The sequence below is a fragment of the Paenibacillus sp. cl130 genome (assembly GCF_900116035.1).
Taxonomy (GTDB): Bacteria; Bacillota; Bacilli; order Paenibacillales; family Paenibacillaceae; genus Paenibacillus; species Paenibacillus polymyxa_B.
Window position 1 is genome coordinate 194,627 of record NZ_FOYG01000005.1, and the last position, 16,982, is coordinate 211,608.

Below are 16,982 nucleotides of genomic sequence, written 5' to 3' on the forward strand. Positions count from 1 at the left end.
CATCATTAGATTAAAAATATAAATTACAGAAAAGAGGAAAAGAAAAATGGCAAAAGTAGAAAGTTTTCAATTAGATCACACGATTGTAAAGGCTCCTTATGTAAGAGCAGCGGGAGTAGAGCATGACGAAAAAGGAAGCACAGTACAAAAGTATGACTTGAGATTTTTACAACCTAATGAAGACGCACTTCCGACAGCAGCTGTACATACGCTGGAGCACTTATTAGCGACGTACCTGAGAGATGAAATCAAAGGAATTATTGATATCTCTCCTATGGGATGCAGAACGGGGTTCTACTTGATTTTGTGGAATGAACATGAGCCAGAGGAAATTGCACTCGCTTTGGAAAAAACCTTGAAAAGAATTCTGGAAACGACAGAGGTTCCGGCTGTTACTGCTTTGGAATGCGGGAACTACAAGGACCACTCTCTTTTTTCAGCGCAGGAATATGTGAAGATTGTATTAGAGGCGGGTATTAGCCGCGATCCTTTCGAAAGAGTATTTTAAAATCTATGATTTCGATTGACCTATCTCATCAGACAGCGGTAGTGACAGGCGGCAAGTCAGGCATAGGCAAGGGAATTGTAGAGCTTTTCATTAAAAGCGGAGCTAAAGTGATTTCTGCTGATATTTCTTATGAAGAGCCGTATAGAGTGGTCAATCCACAGTTGGTTGAAACGCAATTGGACATATCCAAACCGGATGATATCGAAAGATGGTGCGATCTACTAATCAGCGAAGCGGGAGTGCCTGATATATTGGTGAACTGCGCTGGTACTTCTACGATGGATTATGTCATTGATAGTGAGTTGGCTGATTGGGAGAAAGTATTTTCGATCAATTCAACCGGATTATATGTAACGTCCAAACGTTTTGCAAAAGAAATGGTGGCCGCTCGTAAATCAGGCCGAATTATTCAAATTGCTTCGCAGGCTGGAAAAAATGGATATCGGGCCATGGGCGGATATTGTGCTTCCAAACATGCGGTTCTCGGCTTGACCAAGGTAATGGCCATTGAGCTTGCCCGGCAAAATATTTTGGTAAATGCGGTCTGCCCCGGCATTGTAGAAACGCCGATGAAGCATCGTGAACGGATTGAAGGGGGCGTCATTCGCGGAATGACCGCTCAAGAAATATACGAAGAAGATTGTTCACAGGTACCTTTGGGGAGAACGGCTGAGGTGGAGGATGTCGCCAATGTGGTGCTATTTCTGGCAAGTCCGCTCTCTGCATATATGACAGGACAAGCGATTAATGTTACAGGTGGAATGACGATGCACTAGCATACTAGCATGATCTGGGGGAAAACAACATGAGGAAATCGTTCGTTTTACTATTAGGGATTAGTTTATTATTAGTTGCTGCAGGATGCGGTAATAAAAGTTCAGACAGCAATGGCTCCAGCGCCGCTTCCGGTTCGGAAACGCAAAAAGTAGTCATCGGCTCCATGGGCTCTGACGCCCAGATATGGAAGCATATTGCCCAGTCCCAGGCCGCCAAGGATGCCAAGCTGGACATTGAAGTGAAAGAAATTAACGGCGGAATCGAAACGAACAATGCGACCAAAGAAGGCGAAGTAGACGTGAATGCATTCCAATCGTGGGCGTACCTGGTTAGCTATAACAAAGAGAGCAAAGCCGATTTGAAGGCTATAGCCACAACCTACCTGGAGCCTATGGGGATTTATTCGCAAAAATTCAAAAGCATCGATGAAGTGACCGACGGGGCTCTGGTAGCTTTGGCAGATAACCCGGCCAATACAGCAAGAGGTTTAAAGTTATTGGAAGCATCCGGTTTGATTAAGCTTAAGGCTGACTTTAATGATGCCTTGGGTACAGTCAATGATATTACTAGCAATCCTAAAAACCTGAAATTTGAACTAATTGATGACAAAACAGGGCCACGAGTAATTCAAGATGTAGGCTTGGTGCTGATTGGGAATACGATTGCTTTAGAAGGGGGTCTGAATGTATTGAAAGATTCCTTGTTCCATGAGGAAATCAGTCAGGCAACCAAAAATAATATTAACGTCCTGGTTACTTCATCTGATAAGGCGAATGACAAAGGGCTGCAAAAGTTAGCGGATCTCTATCATAACGAGGATACTCAAAAATACATTAAAGATGAATTTGGCGGTACCAAAGTAGAGGTTAAAGAGCCGGTTTCTTATTTGGAAGGACAAACTACAACAAAATAAACTTATGAGATCAGCCAGTTTTTCTGGCTGATCTTTTTTGTTCGTGTAAGAGGCCTCTTACCAGTAGTCGGGTAGAACGTCATCTCTGCTCTTGGAGTCCACGCCGAATAGGTGACAAACGTTGAGTTGATGTTGCCCCATCCTCCAAATGAGTCAGCGATTGTATTTTTAGTAGTCGGCTTGAGTTTGGGCATGGGTTTCAGTTCGATAATGTTTGGGGGAGAATCCCTTTACCTTTTTAAAAATTTTCGAGAAGAGTAAAGGGTCGTTATAGCCGACTGAACGGGAAATATCACCTATCGAAAGTTCAGCGTTTCCCATCATTTCACATGCTTTGTTGATCCTATAGCGAACCAAATAATCCTGAATGCTTGTGTTCACTTGTTGTTTGAATAACGAACACAAATAGCTTCGATTGAGTCCGATAAAATTGGCAATGTGCTCAATGGTAATTTTCTGAGCATAATTCATTTCAATAAAATCCTTCACTTTTTCCACGTAAATTTCCGCCCGGCTTTCCTTTTGTTCGGGGGGCGTTACCGGGCCGAACTCTATAAGCTCCGATAACATTAAGCATAGCAGACCGGTTAGTCTGGTTTCCCGAGCTTTATGGCATCCACTTGATTCGTTCATGAGCTGCAAATATTGATAAATCAAATGGTCTCCTTCAAAGTAGAGGATTGGATGCGTCATCGTTAGGCCTGATTGCTTGAGGAGCGTTTCTGCCAGTGCTCCGTTAAAACCAAACCAGCAATAAGACCAAGGATTCACTGCATCGGCTTGATAAAAAGTGATGACCTGGGGGCAGATTAGAAACCACTGACCTTTCCGCAAGCGATAATTGGACCCACCGACCTCGAAGGTGCCTTCTCCGTCCAAAATATAATGGAGCAGATAGTGATCTCTTATCGCAGGTCCAAAAAAGTGCCCCGGTATGCATTCCTCCATGCCAAACTGAGTTAGATACAATTCAGAGTGCTGCTTACTACGTGGCAAATATTCTATCACGCTAAATCTCCTTATGTAAATTATCAAGCATTATAACATAAATAGTGAGTACCATGCCATGTACTTCATATCTTAGTTTAATATATCATTTCTGTAGAACCTATTGCGACTAACGAGGAGCTTATCAAGCTTTACACCATGTGAACTTAGTTGGTGGTGTTACAAAAAGGTTCTTCTATGTCCTTTTTTAGGTGCGGATTTCCGAGGGGTATGATCTAGAGGGAGGGGTTGTTTTTCCAATGGGTATCATTGTTCAAGAGCAAACGGGGCTGTTTCATCTACAGTCGTCGGGCATGAGTTATATTATTCAGATTGTGGATGGATTTCCTGTGCATGTATATTGGGGAGATAGGCTGAAGCACCGCGAATCAATGACCGATCTATTGCTTCACACTTCTGCGACGGCTGGATTGGATCGGCTACCGCAAGAGTACCCGCAGTATGGGAGTGGGGACTTCCGTAACCCTGCGTATCAAGTAGAACTTGAAGATGGAACTCGTATCACGGAGTTAAAGTACGACGGTTACCGGATCATCAAGGGAAAGCCATCATTAACCGGACTTCCGGCCGTATATACCGAAAATGAAGACGAAGCGGATACGTTGGAACTGGAGTTAAAAGATGACTTTTCAGGTCTTAAAGTTGTTCTTCTTTACACCGTCTTCGCGGATCGAAACGTAATCGCTCGTTCGGCTCGTTTGAGTAATACGGGAGCCAAGAATCTTCGACTTCTCCGTGCTCTAAGTGCTTGTGTCGATTTTTCGGGTAAAAGCGATTTAGAGTTCATGTATCTTTCGGGAGCATGGGCTCGGGAGGGGAATATTACCCGCAAACCGATTCTTCAAGGTGAAACCCGAATTGATAGTAAAAGGGGCATGAGCAGCCATCAACTCAATCCTTTTACTGCATTGGTCACTCGGGAGACAACGGAATGCTATGGAGAGGCATTCGGCTTTAGCCTCGTCTACAGCGGGGGTTTTGAGGCGGGAGCGGAAATGGATGCATTTGGCTCTACACGGTTTAGCATCGGCGTGAACTCCTTTGACTTTTCGTGGTTACTGAGCCCAGAGGAGAGCTTCCAAACGCCAGAAGTAGTTATGGTTTACTCCGGTCAGGGACTGGGAGATATGTCGCGGACGTATCATCGCTTGTATCGGACCCGACTTTGCCGAGGGAAATATCGGGACGAAGAACGACCTATTCTGGTCAATAACTGGGAAGCTACCTATTTTGACTTCAATGCAGATAAGTTGGTATCGATAGCAAAAGAGGGGGCTGAGCTAGGCATCGAACTATTTGTCTTAGATGACGGTTGGTTCGGAAAACGGGATTCCGACAATTCATCTCTCGGCGATTGGTACGAGGATCGTCGGAAGCTGCCAGACGGACTCGCAGATGTCGCGAACCGTATCAATAGGCTGGGTCTTAAATTTGGGCTCTGGTTTGAGCCAGAGATGATCTCTCCAGACAGCGAGTTGTACCGGGAGCATCCGGACTGGTGCCTTCACGTTCCGGGACGGAGGCGCAGCGAAGCCAGATGGCAGCTGGTGCTGGACTATACTCGCAAGGAAGTGCGCGATTTCATCTACGATTCGCTTTCGGCCATTTTCTCCAGCGTGCCAGTCTCTTATGTGAAATGGGATATGAACCGCTGTCTGACGGAAATCGGTTCCGCTGCTCTGCCGCCGGAACGACAATCCGAGACTGCTCATCGCTATGTTCTTGGATTGTATGAGCTGTTGGAGCGCATCACCACCGAATTTCCACATATTCTTTTCGAGAGCTGTTCAAGTGGCGGAGGACGCTTTGATCCAGGCATGCTTTACTACATGCCTCAAGTCTGGACTAGTGATAATACCGATGCGGTGGAACGCCTGAAGATTCAATATGGAACTAGCCTTGTCTATCCTGTAAGCGCAACCGGGGCGCATGTCTCGGCAGTTCCGAACCATCAAGTTGGACGCATAACGCCCCTTGATTTTCGAGGTGATGTCGCCATGTCCGGAAATTTTGGATATGAGCTTGATCTCACGAAATTCACCGATGAGGAAAAAGAGACGGTCAAACGCCAAATCGCAGTATACAAGCAGATACGTGGCTTAGTACAGAAAGGTGACTTGTATCGCTTAAAGAACCCGTTTGAAGATAACGAATCGGCTTGGATGTTTGTTTCTGAAGACCAAGAGGATGCCATCGTCTACTATTTCCAAGTGATGGCTGTCCCGAACGCGCCCTGGCGGGTTCTGCGCCTTGACGGACTAAATCCAGAGCTCGAATATGAAGTTAAGTCAGGAAATAGCGGGCAAAAGTCTATCCATGGGGGGGATCGGCTTATGAAGTTGGGCCTCCCTCTTCTCTACAGACAGAAAGACTATGAAAGTGGATGGTTCAGGCTCCGGGCAATAAGGTCCGGTAAGGCTTAAAGGATCAGTACAACAGTACAACTGCCGAAAGAGAAAAAAACAATTGAGTTATGCCCCTTTTTGTATGAAAAGGGGCATTTTGCGTACAGCAGCTGTACTGATTGAGGAGGGGGAAGCCATGTTTTTCATACGATGATGAATGACATGAAACTGAGGAAGATGTAGGAGTTACATTTGAATGTTGATCGAAAACAGGATCATCAACAGAGTAAGTCGTTACGCTGACGGCTGTTTCATTCCTTAATTAATGAATTCATTTCTAAATTTCCGGAATTCTTTAGGTGTTTTTTTATGATGTTTCTTAAAAGACTGAATGAAGTGATTTACATGATTGAACCCCACTCTGTGGGCTATTTCAGTTATTGTAGAATCTGTTGAAATTAATAACTCGCTGCTTTTCTTGATACGGTACTTAATTAAGTAGTCGTAAGGTGTCATATGAATGGTTCTCTTAAAACTACGAGTGCATTCCGAAATACTTAAATGTGCTATAGCAGCAATTTCTTGCAGTGTTATATTATCTGAGTAGTTTTGATGGATAAAGCTGAGCATCAATTGAAGTCGCTCCTGTTGCAATTTCATGTATTTAGGTGCTTCCTCAGAAGACAGCGAAATATTAGATATTAAGACTAACCATAATTGTGCCGTTTTGATGGAAACCTCGTATTCCCAGCCCCATTTTTTTTTCATATCAAATTTCTGTTTCATATCCCAAAGCATTTGCAGTATTTGAATTTGCCATTCAGCATCTCCTTTGATTACTAATGACAATAAGAGAGAGTTTGTATAAGGCAGTACATAGTTTTTTTCCATCGCACTATCTGCATAAAAGGCCAGCAGCTTCTCAGGGAAATTAAAACTGACATATTGACCGTTATGTGTAAGGTGTGTAGTAACGTGAAGAACACCTTTATTAATTAAAATGGCCTGACCTGTTTCTAATTCATGATCAATGCCGTTAACTTGTATCACTAGCTTTCCTTTGGTAACCAAAGTGATTTGTAGTTCCTCATGCCAATGTAAATCGTTGAATCCTCTACCTTCAGGACTACTTGCATGAATAGTATGGGTGTACATGATGTATGGAAATGAAACATCGGGATATAGAATGGTCTCATGCAATTGTTTTTCCATTTTAGCGAGGTCCTTTCTGATGACGATATTTCTATATAAATTAAAGATATAGTTACACAAATAAAATAAAAGTGGTGATATTATTATACCAGATCTTCGGCTTATCATTACAATCCTGTGCACAGGCGATTGGATAAGACATCTTGGAGGCGTATATGTGAAAATAAATCAATCGTCGTTACTGTTTCATCCGTATATTTTGCTTTTAATCAGCATACTGTCTGTTTCTATCTCATCCATCATGATAAAATCCTCAGATACTCCAACCTCTGTGGCTGGGATGTACAGATTGTATATGTCAGTACTCATAATGCTTCCCTTTGTACCTTGGAAAATGTTTCGTTCCTTAGAAATGAACAAAAAAGATTGGAGTACTGTTTTCATAGCTGGTCTTTTTCTCGGGTTATATTTCTTATTCTGGATGGAATCTTTAGTATATACCTCAGTTGCGAGTTCCATGGTCATCTTATCCTTACAGCCTTTATTTGTAATGATGGGTTCATACTTTATGTTCAGAGAACGAGCAAATATATTGACCATTCTTTGTTTGATCGCCGCTCTTGTCGGTTCAATCGTTATAGCTTGGGGTGACATAGGGATTTCGAGAGAGGCATTAATCGGAGATGGATTATCTTTAGTAGGAACAATCTTGGTTTCAGCATATATGTTGGCAGGACAGAAAGTAAGCCACAAAATAAATGCAAATTTATATAGTGTTATTGTTTTTTTTATTGGTGGCAGCGTCATGCTGGTCTACAATTTGTTGAATCATTATTCCTTGATCGAATATGACTCGTCGGATTGGATGTATTTCTTGTTACTTGCAGTAATCCCAACTATTTTCGGACAATATATATTTAATTTGTTGTTGAAATCAATGGGTGCAACTACGGTCTCAGTTGGTATTATTGGAGAGCCTGTTCTTGCCATAATTCTCGCCTACTTATTCTTGGGAGAAATAATCTCTGCATTTCAATTCATAGGTGGACTCATGACTTTATTCGGTATGGGGATGTATTTTTGGGCAAAATCTTTTAAGTATACTACGGTTGCAAAATATTAAATTTGAAATTCATTATCGCGAAATTGAAGAAAACAATCGATGAGGAGAATGTTTAGATGGCAACGATTGATGATTTTTTGAAACTAGATATTCGAGTTGGAACCATAATTAAAGCTGAGTTTTTTGCAGAAGCAAAAGTACCTGCTATTAAACTTGAAATTGATTTTGGACAAGATATCGGAATAAAAGCTTCGAGTGCACAAATCACAAAAAGGTATGTGGCTGAAGATATTATAGGGGAACAAATCATAGGTGTAGTCAACTTTCCACCTCGACGGATAGCAGGCTTTAATTCAGAGGTATTGGTCCTTGGAGGAATTCCCGAAAAGGGGGATGTGGTTCTATTGAAACCAGATATCAAACTACCTGATGGAACACCTATTGGATGATTGATCGGCTGTTTAATCCGTAAAATATATAACTTCACAACAGGCAGGACATTGAACCTAACGGGATACGATCCTTCAATAGCAAGTTGAAACAGATAGCGGCAGACTAGGACTTTATTTTCACGTCCTAGTCTGCCGCTTTTTCTTTTATTGGTCTGTCTAAAGCTTATTTGATTCATTAAAATCTGCAACAGTTTAGGCTGGAAATCACGAGTGTCACCAATCCAGTAAAAGCACAGTTCTCCAATACCAGCTATACGCCTTATACCTATCTGGCTGGGATGCTGCGTGTCCCCTCTGTCATCGGGGAGGCGCAGAGCGGGCATACCGGCGGCGTGCCTGTGCTAGCCGCGCTTGTACGGCGTCCGCTTGTTGTGTCGCGCCGCATCCACGCCTTGCAGGCGCCGTCGGTGCATTTCCACACGGGCACGTTGATACGTGGCTCTGCCGAAGACCCTGCCACCGACGAGGTCGTCCGTGCCGTAGCGCTGCTTGGTCCCGGCCTGCTGCTCACGCGGGTCGCTGTGCCAGACGCTGGCGATCCAGCGCCAGCACGGCTGCTATACCCGGAAGCACCCTTCGGTTGGCCGAAGCTGCTGCGGCGTGCTTCTGGCTTGGAAGCCTCAGGGGTGACCCCATAGGCTTCCAGCAGGAAGCGTGACACGGCGGCAGGCTTGCCATGATTAGAGGCGGGAGAGGTGATGTACAGCAACTCCTTCGCCCGGGTGACGGCCACATAAGCGAGGCGGCGCTCTTCTTCAAGCGCTGCATCGTTATCCACAGCGGTAGTCGGGGCGGCGCCTGCCCGCCGATCCTCCGGCAGCTCGCTGTGCAGCGCCGAGCTGTGCGGCAGAATGCCTTCGCTGGCTCCGATCCAATATACGCAAGGGAATTCCAGCCCCTTGGCGCGGTGGATCGTCATGAGCCGAACAGCATCGCTGTCTTCCTCTCTGCGCAGCGATTCCATTTGGCGGTGACGCTCGGAAAGCTCGTCCGCAAAGCTGACGAACGCCTCCACGGTGTCAAACCGCTTGGCTGCCGTTTCGAGCTCCTCCAGACTTTCTTGCATCGTTTCCTTATAATGAGTCCACGCGCCTGTATCTCCGCTCTCCAAATATTTGTCATAAAAGATGCGCCGCATTTCTTGAATGGCATAGGCAGGCTTCATTGTAGTGAGACTGCGAATCAAACGAATACGTTCTTTTACCTGCTCACGCTGAAAATCACGTAGTCGATCCCAGCGGCTGAGATGAATCAACGGGTATTTTTTAGCCTGCTGTTTCTCCTCGCGCATAATCCATTCCATACCCGCCTCACGGGAGACGTACAGCGGCCCAAGAGTGCTCGGAATGGATTCCATACGCCGGGGATTCAGCGACAAGCGCAGGTGATCCATTAAGGGACGAATCAGGGACTGATCATAAAATACAGCTCCTGCTCCGTACTGAATAAATGGGACATCTCGCATAATTAATTGCTCAAAAATAGATCGGCTTCCGCTGGCTGTCCGGTGCAAAATAGCGATATCCCGGTAGCGCAGCCGACCTTCCTCTACCTGTCCGAGTAGATGGGTAACAATATGCCCCGCTTCCTCCTCGGGTCCGGATGGGGTGGCAAACTGCGGCGGCAAGCCTTCACGCCCGGCAGCTGAAAGACGTTTGGAGCGTCGATGAACATTTTTGGCGACAATGTTAGAGCCCAGCCCCAAAATCCGCGCATCGCTGCGATAATTAATATCCAGGGTAATGACCTTTGCATCCTTATAGACTTTGTCAAACTCTAGAATGGATTCCTGGCGTGCCCCATTAAAGGTATAGATCGTCTGGTCATCATCCCCCACGACCATCAGATTGCGATGTCGGGCAGCCAATCGCTGCACCATCTCATATTGCAGGGCATTCGTATCCTGAAATTCATCGACCATGATATGTGAAAAACGCTGCTGAAGCGGCTTAAGCACATCCGGGTCACGCAGCAGTGCGGAGGCACGCAACAGAATATCGTCAAAATCCATTTTATTGCGTTCCTGTTTCCACGCTTCATAAGCGAGCATGGCACGCTTGGCATCCGATTCCTCACGCACGGTTTCCGGCAGCTCGTCCGCGCTGCGGCCTTCCGCTTTCCAGGCGGAGAGGGCAGACAGCAGGCTTTCTGGCTGGAAAGCCTCGCTGAGCCCAAGCTGCCGCAGCATCATTTTCATGACAGTATGCTGGGCCTGCGTTTCACCGAACACTTCATCTTGCACGCCGCGATGACGCAGCATCGCCAAAGCGAATGAGTGAAACGTGCGAGCCTGAACTGCACGTGCAGCGGCAGGGCGCACACCGGGTAATCCCGCGATGCGCAGTTTCATTTCGGCAGCTGCCTTGCTGGTGAAGGTCACCAGCAGAATGGACGATGCAGGGACATCCCGCATCGCCATCAGGTAGCCTGCGCGGGCAGCCAGCACTGTGGTTTTGCCGCAGCCAGCCCCAGCAAGGGTCAGAAGGGGGCCTTTGCCGTGGCGGACGGCCTGGATCTGCGGGCGGTTCAGGTGAATGCCGGCGTTCTCTAAAGCACGAAAATAGGCCGAGTCTTGGTCGGTGTCGGGCACCAGCGTTATACTGGTATCCATGGAAGCACGACGTGCCTGAGGGCTCGACGTTGAATAAGGAACCCCGATGGGTCGGGGGTAAAAAGAAGGATTTGGGTCCATAATCCTGAAACCCCTTTCGTTCTTAAAATCTTCCATTTTCACAAATGGGGGTAGTTTTTGGTATGATAGAGTTCTAGTCAGCTTTAGCTGACGATAAGAACAAGGCGATGGACTAAAATAATGCTGAAATTCATGCGGATCTTGCCGGAGCGACAGAACGTCAATACGTTGACGCTAATGCCAATAGCCTTCAAACAGGCAATATGACCGCATTCCATTATACAGGAGTTCGAGGTTTGCCAACAGAAAAAAACTTTGGGATATACGGACGGTATAGTGAAATCCGGCTGGATAATGGGGAGGAAATAACGATGAAGCTGATTCAACGTATAAAGGAAGGCGCTAATCGCGCAACAGAAAAGGCGCAGCATGCTGTCGAGATTAGTAAGATCAATTCACAAATTACAACGATTCAGCAGGAAATGGATGTTCATTTCTTACGAATGGGTCAGATCTTTTACGAAGGTTACCGTGCATCCGACATGTCGGTGGCAGAAACCGAGATGACACAGCTATCCACTGCATGTGATGAGCTTCAGGATGAAATTGACGAGCTGCGCAGTAGAATTGCAGAATTAAAAAACGCTCATTTATGCACCTGTGGAGCGGTTGTGCCTCTGGATGCGAACTTTTGCCCCAAATGCGGACGCAAGCTCAATGAAGGACAGGCTGCTTCCAAACAAGTAGCTGCTGTGCGTGAAGAGGTGCCAACGGACGTCTATTCTTTTGATCTGCGCAAGCCAGAGGTAGTGAAGGATGCTGCGCCTGCTTACACGGAGTATGCAGAACAGGAAGTAGTCGATCGGCATGAACAGGAACAGGATGAGCGGTATGAAACACACGAACCAGCGGGACTAGACCGCGATTACACAGTATCTGATTTTACACCGGAAGAAAAAGCGGCATTCGACGCTGAGTGGGAGCGCCGTCGTCAGGAAGAACTGGAAAAAGAACACCGTCGTCTTGAAGAACTGGAACGCGAGCGTGAGCGCCAGGAGGAGCTGGACGAGCGAATCCGATATTGGAAGGCCAACAACTCCGGGGCCGAGAAGCCGGCAACGCCGTCTGCACAAGTACGTGAAAATGTAAAATGCCAAATCTGTACTGCAGAACTACCTAAAGGGTCCAAATGGTGCCCGCGTTGCGGAGCTGAACAGATTTGACGCAGCCGAACAGGCTGCTGCAGGACACAGACATAACGCCGGGCAGCATAGGGGGAACAGAATATATGGAGCGTTTGCTGCATCATCTGCGGAATCTGGGTTTTACGGAAATGGAAGCCAAGGTTATGGTCGAGCTTTCGAGGCAAAATGCGGCTTCCGGCTATGAAGTGGCTAAGCGTCTGGGTGCATCGCGCTCCAACGTGTACGCGGCTTTACAGCGTTTGGCCGGGCAGGGATACCTCAGAACCAGTGCTGGAGAGCCTGTACGTTACAGCATGCTGCCACCGGGTGAACTGACCCGGATGATCGAAGGACAAATGCAGGAGTCCCTACGCGCAGTGGAGAAAGAAATGCCACGAACAGAACCAACCAAGCCGACCTTTTATAATGCGGAAGGCGATCGGAAGGTGCTGGAAAGTCTGACACGTGAATTGGAACGGGCAGAGCATGAGATTGTGTTGGATTTGTGGCGCGAGGAAGCTGAGCTGCTGCGGACAGAGTTGGAGAAAGCTGAGGGTCGAGGTGTGCGTCTGCTCTGGTCCTGCGATAACGGAGAAAGCATGATGGGACCGTGGTTACCGTCTGGGTCTGGTACAGACGGACAGGAACCAGCAGGGCGGAAGTTTTCTTTTGTTATTGATCGGCGTTGGTGCATGCTGGGTATGCGGGGAGAGAATTGCCCGACACAGGCGCTTATTACCGAGCATCCGGTAATGACAGGCCTGCTGCTTAATCATTTTGCTCAGGATCTTATTCTGTATGAGCTGGAGCATGATATGGGCAGAGAACTGTCGACCCGGTATGGCTGGCGGTATGAAGGCATTATCGGCAAATATATGTCAGCTGGAGAATAGCTAAAGATTACCGGGTAGGAAGTTCCATCAGTGCCCGGCATATAGATGTAATATAGCCCGCCTTATGAGGCACGAATTGATCCGATGTAATCAGGCGGCGGTTTTTTTCTGGATTTGGCCCCGACGTAATGCCATGGGCTTCGATAAAGGGAATATGGCCTTCAAAAAGGGCCAGTGCTTGGTCAAGATCTGCTTCGTACAGTCCGGCTACTTCTTCTTGCTGGAGGTAATAAGCTTCCAATGGCTGGTTCGATAGCAGTCCAAACACCGAGCTAACCTCCCGATCCCAAAAAGAGGTGCCCTGTGCGGTACCTTTGCTTTCATACCGAACGGTCATCAGCGGTGTTAATGAGGTAAAGGGAACATGAATGCCCAGTTCTTCCTCCAGCTCACGAGCCGCCTGAGACATATCTTCGCCTGCCGTCAAGTGACCGGCTGCTGTAATATCGTAGCATCCGGGGAAGGTGTCCTTCGTATCCTGACGCTGTTGGAACAGCAAGCGACGGCCTGTCGAAGTGTCTCGTGCTAGCCAGCAGTGAAAGGTATGGTGCCAGTATCCCTTGGCATGTGCGTCTTGTCGCGAGGCTGTGCCAAGAGGGTTGTCTTCATCATCGTAGATATCCAGAAGCTCGCTAGTCATCGTGGTTCCTCCTATAGTAAGCAGAAATCAAAGGTCTACTTTACAGTATAACGTGTTTTCTGTCCTGACGATATGAAGGCGGGTGTGGAATGTGGAGTGGCATTTGGGGTATGCTGGGAACATGAGGATTTGCAACATCACACAGATTTACGATTGAAAGGAGCGATTTTACATGGAATGTATAGTACATTTTCGAGTCATGCATCCGGAGGAACCCAAGGAACTGCGCGGGTTGATTATGCTGGAAAGCGGAGGCAAGCCGGGGATTGATCAAATCACGGATATGTTCAAAAATATGGGCTATGATGTCCGCCCAGACAATCCGGAGGAATTGATTTTTAAACCAGTCGATGTCAGAGCCAATTATACATATATCCGGGTTATTGAACTGGATACAGGTGAGGAAGTCTACCAGGAAGACAGGGATTTGCGCGCGATTTTGGAAAATTTGCTGAATAAACGTTAAAGATCAGGAGAACTAATCGATGGAATGAGATAAAGTGATCCTGTCGCCATTCATAGGAACGGAGAACCAATAATGAGATTGTATATTATCCGACACGCAGACCCCGATTACCCCAATAACACCATCACGCCGGAGGGGCATTTGGAAGCCCAGGCACTGGCCAAACGGCTTTCCAGTCACGGACTGGATCGAATTTATGCCTCTCCTTTGGGGCGGGCTTTGGATACAATGCGCTACACCGCCGACTCTCTGGGTATGACTCATGAAGTGGAACACTGGACACAGGAGCTGGCTCTAAAGCTGGAGGAAACTCCATACGGCCGTCTTTCCCATTGGGATTTGCCAGGTGAAGTGATCCGTTCCGAAATGCCCCTGCCGACTCATGACTCTTGGCAGGAGATTTCCTATTATCAGGGAACGCAGAGTCCCGAAACCTTCGAGCGGCTGAAGCTTCATTCCGATGAATTCCTGAAACGGCAAGGCTTTGAGCGGGTGGAGGGCAGGTACCGGATTCTGAAGCACACCGAAGATCAGGTGGCCGTATTTTGTCATGGCGGCTTCGGGCTGACCTGGCTTGCCCATCTGTTGGAGTTGCCATTGGCCTTGGTCTGGTCCGGCTTTTGGATGCCGCCTAGCTCCGTAACCACGATCTTGTTTGATGAGCGCTCTCAGGAATGGGCAGTTCCCCGTTGCATCGGCTTCGGTGATGTTTCCCATCTGTACGCTGAGGGCTTGCCCGTCAGACCCCGTGGCATTATCACCAATTTCAACTAATCAGATCTCTCACACCATACCAAAACGGCTTAAGACGGTACATCGTCTTAAGCCGTTTGTTGTAGTCATATAGGTGTGGGTTGAGTCAGCGTGCTTCGACGTACCCCTCCAGCTTGGAAGTGCAATGTGCGCAACGGGTAGCGGCTACAGGAATTTCGGATAGGCAATGTGGACATTCCTTGATCGTCTTTTCCTGAGGAGGTTTTTCTTCCTCTTTGCGTTTCAGCATGTTAATCCCTTTGACCAGCATGAACACACAGAAGGCCACGATCAGGAAGTCCAGCAGGACGTTAATGAACTGACCATAGGCGAGGACTGCAATCCCTGCTTCTTTGGCCTGTGCCAAAGTCATGCGTGTACCGTCAGCATTTAAAGGATCGGCATTTTGTAAAGCTACATACAAGTCTGGAAAATTCATGCCGCCCAGAAGTTTACCAATCGGAGGCATGATAATATCGTTTACCACAGAAGTGACAATCTTGCCAAACGCTCCACCGATGATAACACCGACCGCGAGGTCAATCACGTTACCCCGTACAGCGAATTCTTTAAACTCTTTTATAATACCTTTTCCGCTCATGTGAGTGCGCACCTTCTTTACATAAAATCATTTATCTATAATACATGCTATGTCAATGGAGGGCAATTCCCAATTGATGTATTACACATTGTCACAAAATCACATGTTCATTTGTCTTCTATATGTAAACCAATAATGGAGGCGATGTATCGTGAGTTTGAGATTCAATCACAGAGCAGTGAGTCCTAGCACATTCAAGGTAATGATGGAGATGGAAAAATACATTTCCGGTCGTTTTACAGACAAAGTATTGTACGAACTACTGAAAATTAGAGTATCCCAAATCAATGGATGTTCCTATTGTCTGGATATGCATGCGAAGGATTTGCTCAAGCTGGGGGATTATGCTGACCACATTTTGCAGCTAGCCTTATGGCGGGAGGTTCCTTTGTTCACGGAAAAAGAACGTGTTATGCTTGAATTAGCTGAAGCGGTTACCCGTATCTCTGAACAAGGGGTACCTACGGATTTGTACAATAGGGTCAGAGAACATTTTACAGAGGAAGAATACGTAGATTTGATAACCGCGGTTAACGTGATTAACAGTTGGAACCGGATTGCAATTGCAACGGGAATGTATCCGGGCATTCTTTAATGAACAGGGGGCTATGCTTTGTCTGGCAAAGAACACAGAATTGAACAAGAATCGGTGGATTTAAATCTGGAGGAGCTGTATCAAAGATATCGCAAATATTCTTTTGCCATTGCTTATCGCATGCTTGGAACGGTTACGGATGCCGAGGATGTAGTTCAAGACTGCTTTGTCGAGCTGAAGAATAAGCCCTTGGATGATATACACAATCCCAAAGCCTATGTAGCCAAAATGACGATGAACCGGTGTCTGAATCTGCTGAACTCTGCGCGCAAGCAAAGAGAGACATATGTAGGACAGTGGCTGCCGGAGCCGTTGGGTGAAAGCGCAGATCTCCCTGCGGATTGGTTAGAGCGTAAAGACATGATATCTTACGCTTTTCTGGTTTTGCTGGAGCAGCTAAAGCCGATAGAGCGGGCTGTTTTTGTGCTGAGGGAAGCTTTTCAATATGATTACAAAGATATTGCGGAATTGCTGGGGAAGACTGAGAGCAACTGTCGTCAGTTGTTCAGTCGCTCCCGTCGTATTCTATCTTCAGGAGAATCTGCTCTTGAGGCTCAGTCCAGTCGTAATATGAATAACTCATCCCGAATAAAACTACTAGAACGTTTTACAACCGCCTTTCTTGCCTACGATGTGACTGCTATGCTGGAACTACTGGCTGAACAACCTGTATTCGTGTCAGATGGCGGAGGTAATGTGCATACGGTGATGAGACCGATGGTTGTGCGCAAAGGCGTTCTTGCCCTGTTGACTTCTCGACGGGTATTAACCGTTTTACGAGAAAGAGATGTGTTCCACACCGTCATCAATGGCGAGGTCCAGCTGGCATTTCTGGAAGATGGAAAAGTGAGAGAAACCTTATGCCTCAGACTGACACCAGACGGGGAGCATATTCAGAGTTTTTATTTAATGGTCAACCCAGATAAGCTGGGATACATTCATATAGGACAGAAGAAGCGAACATGCGATAAAAAGTAATCATCGAAACAGCAAAAACCTT

17 protein-coding genes are annotated in these 16,982 nt (G+C 46.7%); 12 read left to right on the plus strand and 5 right to left on the minus strand.

The genetic code is table 11. The features are described 5' to 3' along the window. Positions 1-46: 46 nt before the first annotated feature. The 3 genes from BM358_RS15570 to BM358_RS15580 are packed head-to-tail and all read left to right on the plus strand — an operon-like array spanning position 47 to position 2,198. Positions 47-508, plus strand: a complete 462-nt coding sequence (locus BM358_RS15570) for an S-ribosylhomocysteine lyase (RefSeq protein ID WP_007428584.1) — start codon at positions 47-49, stop codon at positions 506-508. 5 nt (positions 509-513) lie between these two features. Next, entirely contained in the window at positions 514-1,284 is a 771-nt protein-coding gene (locus BM358_RS15575) for an SDR family NAD(P)-dependent oxidoreductase (RefSeq protein WP_023986813.1), read from the plus strand. Positions 1,285-1,313: 29 nt separating this feature from the next. Beyond that, positions 1,314-2,198 carry a MetQ/NlpA family ABC transporter substrate-binding protein gene (locus tag BM358_RS15580; protein ID WP_025719774.1) on the plus strand — a complete coding sequence of 295 codons (885 nt, stop codon included), beginning with the start codon at positions 1,314-1,316 and terminating at the stop codon, positions 2,196-2,198. Positions 2,199-2,366: 168 nt separating this feature from the next. Here the strand turns inward: BM358_RS15580 and BM358_RS15585 are convergent, their stop codons facing one another. Continuing rightward, positions 2,367-3,206, minus strand: coding sequence for an AraC family transcriptional regulator (locus BM358_RS15585; protein WP_028541133.1), 840 nt, complete (start codon positions 3,204-3,206; stop codon positions 2,367-2,369). Positions 3,207-3,445: 239 nt separating this feature from the next. Between BM358_RS15585 and BM358_RS15590 the strand changes: the two genes are divergently transcribed. Continuing rightward, entirely contained in the window at positions 3,446-5,629 is a 2,184-nt protein-coding gene (locus tag BM358_RS15590; RefSeq protein WP_028541132.1) for an alpha-galactosidase, read from the plus strand. 240 nt (positions 5,630-5,869) lie between these two features. Here BM358_RS15590 and BM358_RS15595 read toward each other — a convergent pair whose 3' ends face one another. Next, a complete protein-coding gene (locus BM358_RS15595; protein WP_028541131.1) occupies positions 5,870-6,763 on the minus strand; it encodes an AraC family transcriptional regulator in 894 nt (297 codons plus the stop codon). A gap of 157 nt (positions 6,764-6,920) precedes the next feature. Between BM358_RS15595 and BM358_RS15600 the strand changes: the two genes are divergently transcribed. Then, the gene (locus BM358_RS15600) at positions 6,921-7,826 is read left to right on the plus strand and encodes a DMT family transporter (protein ID WP_049828372.1); all 906 of its coding nucleotides are present in this window, start codon (positions 6,921-6,923) and stop codon (positions 7,824-7,826) included. Between the two features lie 56 nt (positions 7,827-7,882). Further along, positions 7,883-8,215, plus strand: coding sequence for a chaperone CsaA (gene csaA, locus BM358_RS15605; protein ID WP_023986819.1), 333 nt, complete (start codon positions 7,883-7,885; stop codon positions 8,213-8,215). Between the two features lie 268 nt (positions 8,216-8,483). Here the strand turns inward: csaA and BM358_RS15610 are convergent, their stop codons facing one another. Then, complete coding sequence (locus BM358_RS15610; protein ID WP_028541129.1) at positions 8,484-10,910, minus strand: UvrD-helicase domain-containing protein; 2,427 nt, start codon at positions 10,908-10,910, stop codon at positions 8,484-8,486. 311 nt (positions 10,911-11,221) lie between these two features. Here BM358_RS15610 and BM358_RS15615 point away from each other — a divergent pair, with 311 nt between their 5' ends. Next, positions 11,222-12,073, plus strand: coding sequence for a zinc ribbon domain-containing protein (locus BM358_RS15615; RefSeq protein WP_028541128.1), 852 nt, complete (start codon positions 11,222-11,224; stop codon positions 12,071-12,073). Between the two features lie 65 nt (positions 12,074-12,138). Then, positions 12,139-12,927: a TrmB family transcriptional regulator gene (locus BM358_RS15620; protein ID WP_028541127.1), complete on the plus strand. Its 789-nt coding sequence runs from the start codon at positions 12,139-12,141 to the stop codon at positions 12,925-12,927. 7 nt (positions 12,928-12,934) lie between these two features. Here BM358_RS15620 and BM358_RS15625 read toward each other — a convergent pair whose 3' ends face one another. Then, entirely contained in the window at positions 12,935-13,567 is a 633-nt protein-coding gene (locus tag BM358_RS15625; RefSeq protein ID WP_028541126.1) for an NUDIX hydrolase, read from the minus strand. 172 nt (positions 13,568-13,739) lie between these two features. Between BM358_RS15625 and BM358_RS15630 the strand changes: the two genes are divergently transcribed. Then, positions 13,740-14,033, plus strand: a complete 294-nt coding sequence (locus BM358_RS15630) for a hypothetical protein (protein ID WP_023986824.1) — start codon at positions 13,740-13,742, stop codon at positions 14,031-14,033. 72 nt (positions 14,034-14,105) lie between these two features. Continuing rightward, on the plus strand, positions 14,106-14,807 hold the full coding sequence (locus tag BM358_RS15635) for a histidine phosphatase family protein (protein ID WP_023986825.1): 702 nt from the start codon (positions 14,106-14,108) through the stop codon (positions 14,805-14,807). A gap of 85 nt (positions 14,808-14,892) precedes the next feature. Here the strand turns inward: BM358_RS15635 and mscL are convergent, their stop codons facing one another. Continuing rightward, on the minus strand, positions 14,893-15,387 hold the full coding sequence (mscL, locus tag BM358_RS15640; protein WP_028541125.1) for a large conductance mechanosensitive channel protein MscL: 495 nt from the start codon (positions 15,385-15,387) through the stop codon (positions 14,893-14,895). Between the two features lie 151 nt (positions 15,388-15,538). Here mscL and BM358_RS15645 point away from each other — a divergent pair, with 151 nt between their 5' ends. Both BM358_RS15645 and BM358_RS15650 read left to right on the plus strand, forming a co-directional pair. Continuing rightward, entirely contained in the window at positions 15,539-15,982 is a 444-nt protein-coding gene (locus BM358_RS15645) for a carboxymuconolactone decarboxylase family protein (protein ID WP_023986827.1), read from the plus strand. An 18-nt stretch (positions 15,983-16,000) separates the two neighbouring features. Next, positions 16,001-16,960, plus strand: coding sequence for a sigma-70 family RNA polymerase sigma factor (locus tag BM358_RS15650; protein ID WP_028541124.1), 960 nt, complete (start codon positions 16,001-16,003; stop codon positions 16,958-16,960). Positions 16,961-16,982 lie beyond the last annotated feature (22 nt).

What these genes read in the sequence shown, in the direction of transcription:
- BM358_RS15595 (WP_028541131.1), bottom strand. Translation starts at nt 6,763, where the DNA reads ATGGAAAAACAATTGCATGAGACCATTCTATATCCCGATGTTTCATTT.
- BM358_RS15620 (WP_028541127.1), top strand. Translation starts at nt 12,139, where the DNA reads ATGGAGCGTTTGCTGCATCATCTGCGGAATCTGGGTTTTACGGAAATG.
- BM358_RS15575 (WP_023986813.1), top strand. Translation starts at nt 514, where the DNA reads ATGATTTCGATTGACCTATCTCATCAGACAGCGGTAGTGACAGGCGGC.
- BM358_RS15635 (WP_023986825.1), top strand. Translation starts at nt 14,106, where the DNA reads ATGAGATTGTATATTATCCGACACGCAGACCCCGATTACCCCAATAAC.
- csaA (WP_023986819.1), top strand. Translation starts at nt 7,883, where the DNA reads ATGGCAACGATTGATGATTTTTTGAAACTAGATATTCGAGTTGGAACC.
- BM358_RS15580 (WP_025719774.1), top strand. Translation starts at nt 1,314, where the DNA reads ATGAGGAAATCGTTCGTTTTACTATTAGGGATTAGTTTATTATTAGTT.
- BM358_RS15570 (WP_007428584.1), top strand. Translation starts at nt 47, where the DNA reads ATGGCAAAAGTAGAAAGTTTTCAATTAGATCACACGATTGTAAAGGCT.
- BM358_RS15590 (WP_028541132.1), top strand. Translation starts at nt 3,446, where the DNA reads ATGGGTATCATTGTTCAAGAGCAAACGGGGCTGTTTCATCTACAGTCG.
- BM358_RS15625 (WP_028541126.1), bottom strand. Translation starts at nt 13,567, where the DNA reads ATGACTAGCGAGCTTCTGGATATCTACGATGATGAAGACAACCCTCTT.
- mscL (WP_028541125.1), bottom strand. Translation starts at nt 15,387, where the DNA reads ATGAGCGGAAAAGGTATTATAAAAGAGTTTAAAGAATTCGCTGTACGG.
- BM358_RS15630 (WP_023986824.1), top strand. Translation starts at nt 13,740, where the DNA reads ATGGAATGTATAGTACATTTTCGAGTCATGCATCCGGAGGAACCCAAG.
- BM358_RS15615 (WP_028541128.1), top strand. Translation starts at nt 11,222, where the DNA reads ATGAAGCTGATTCAACGTATAAAGGAAGGCGCTAATCGCGCAACAGAA.
- BM358_RS15610 (WP_028541129.1), bottom strand. Translation starts at nt 10,910, where the DNA reads ATGGACCCAAATCCTTCTTTTTACCCCCGACCCATCGGGGTTCCTTAT.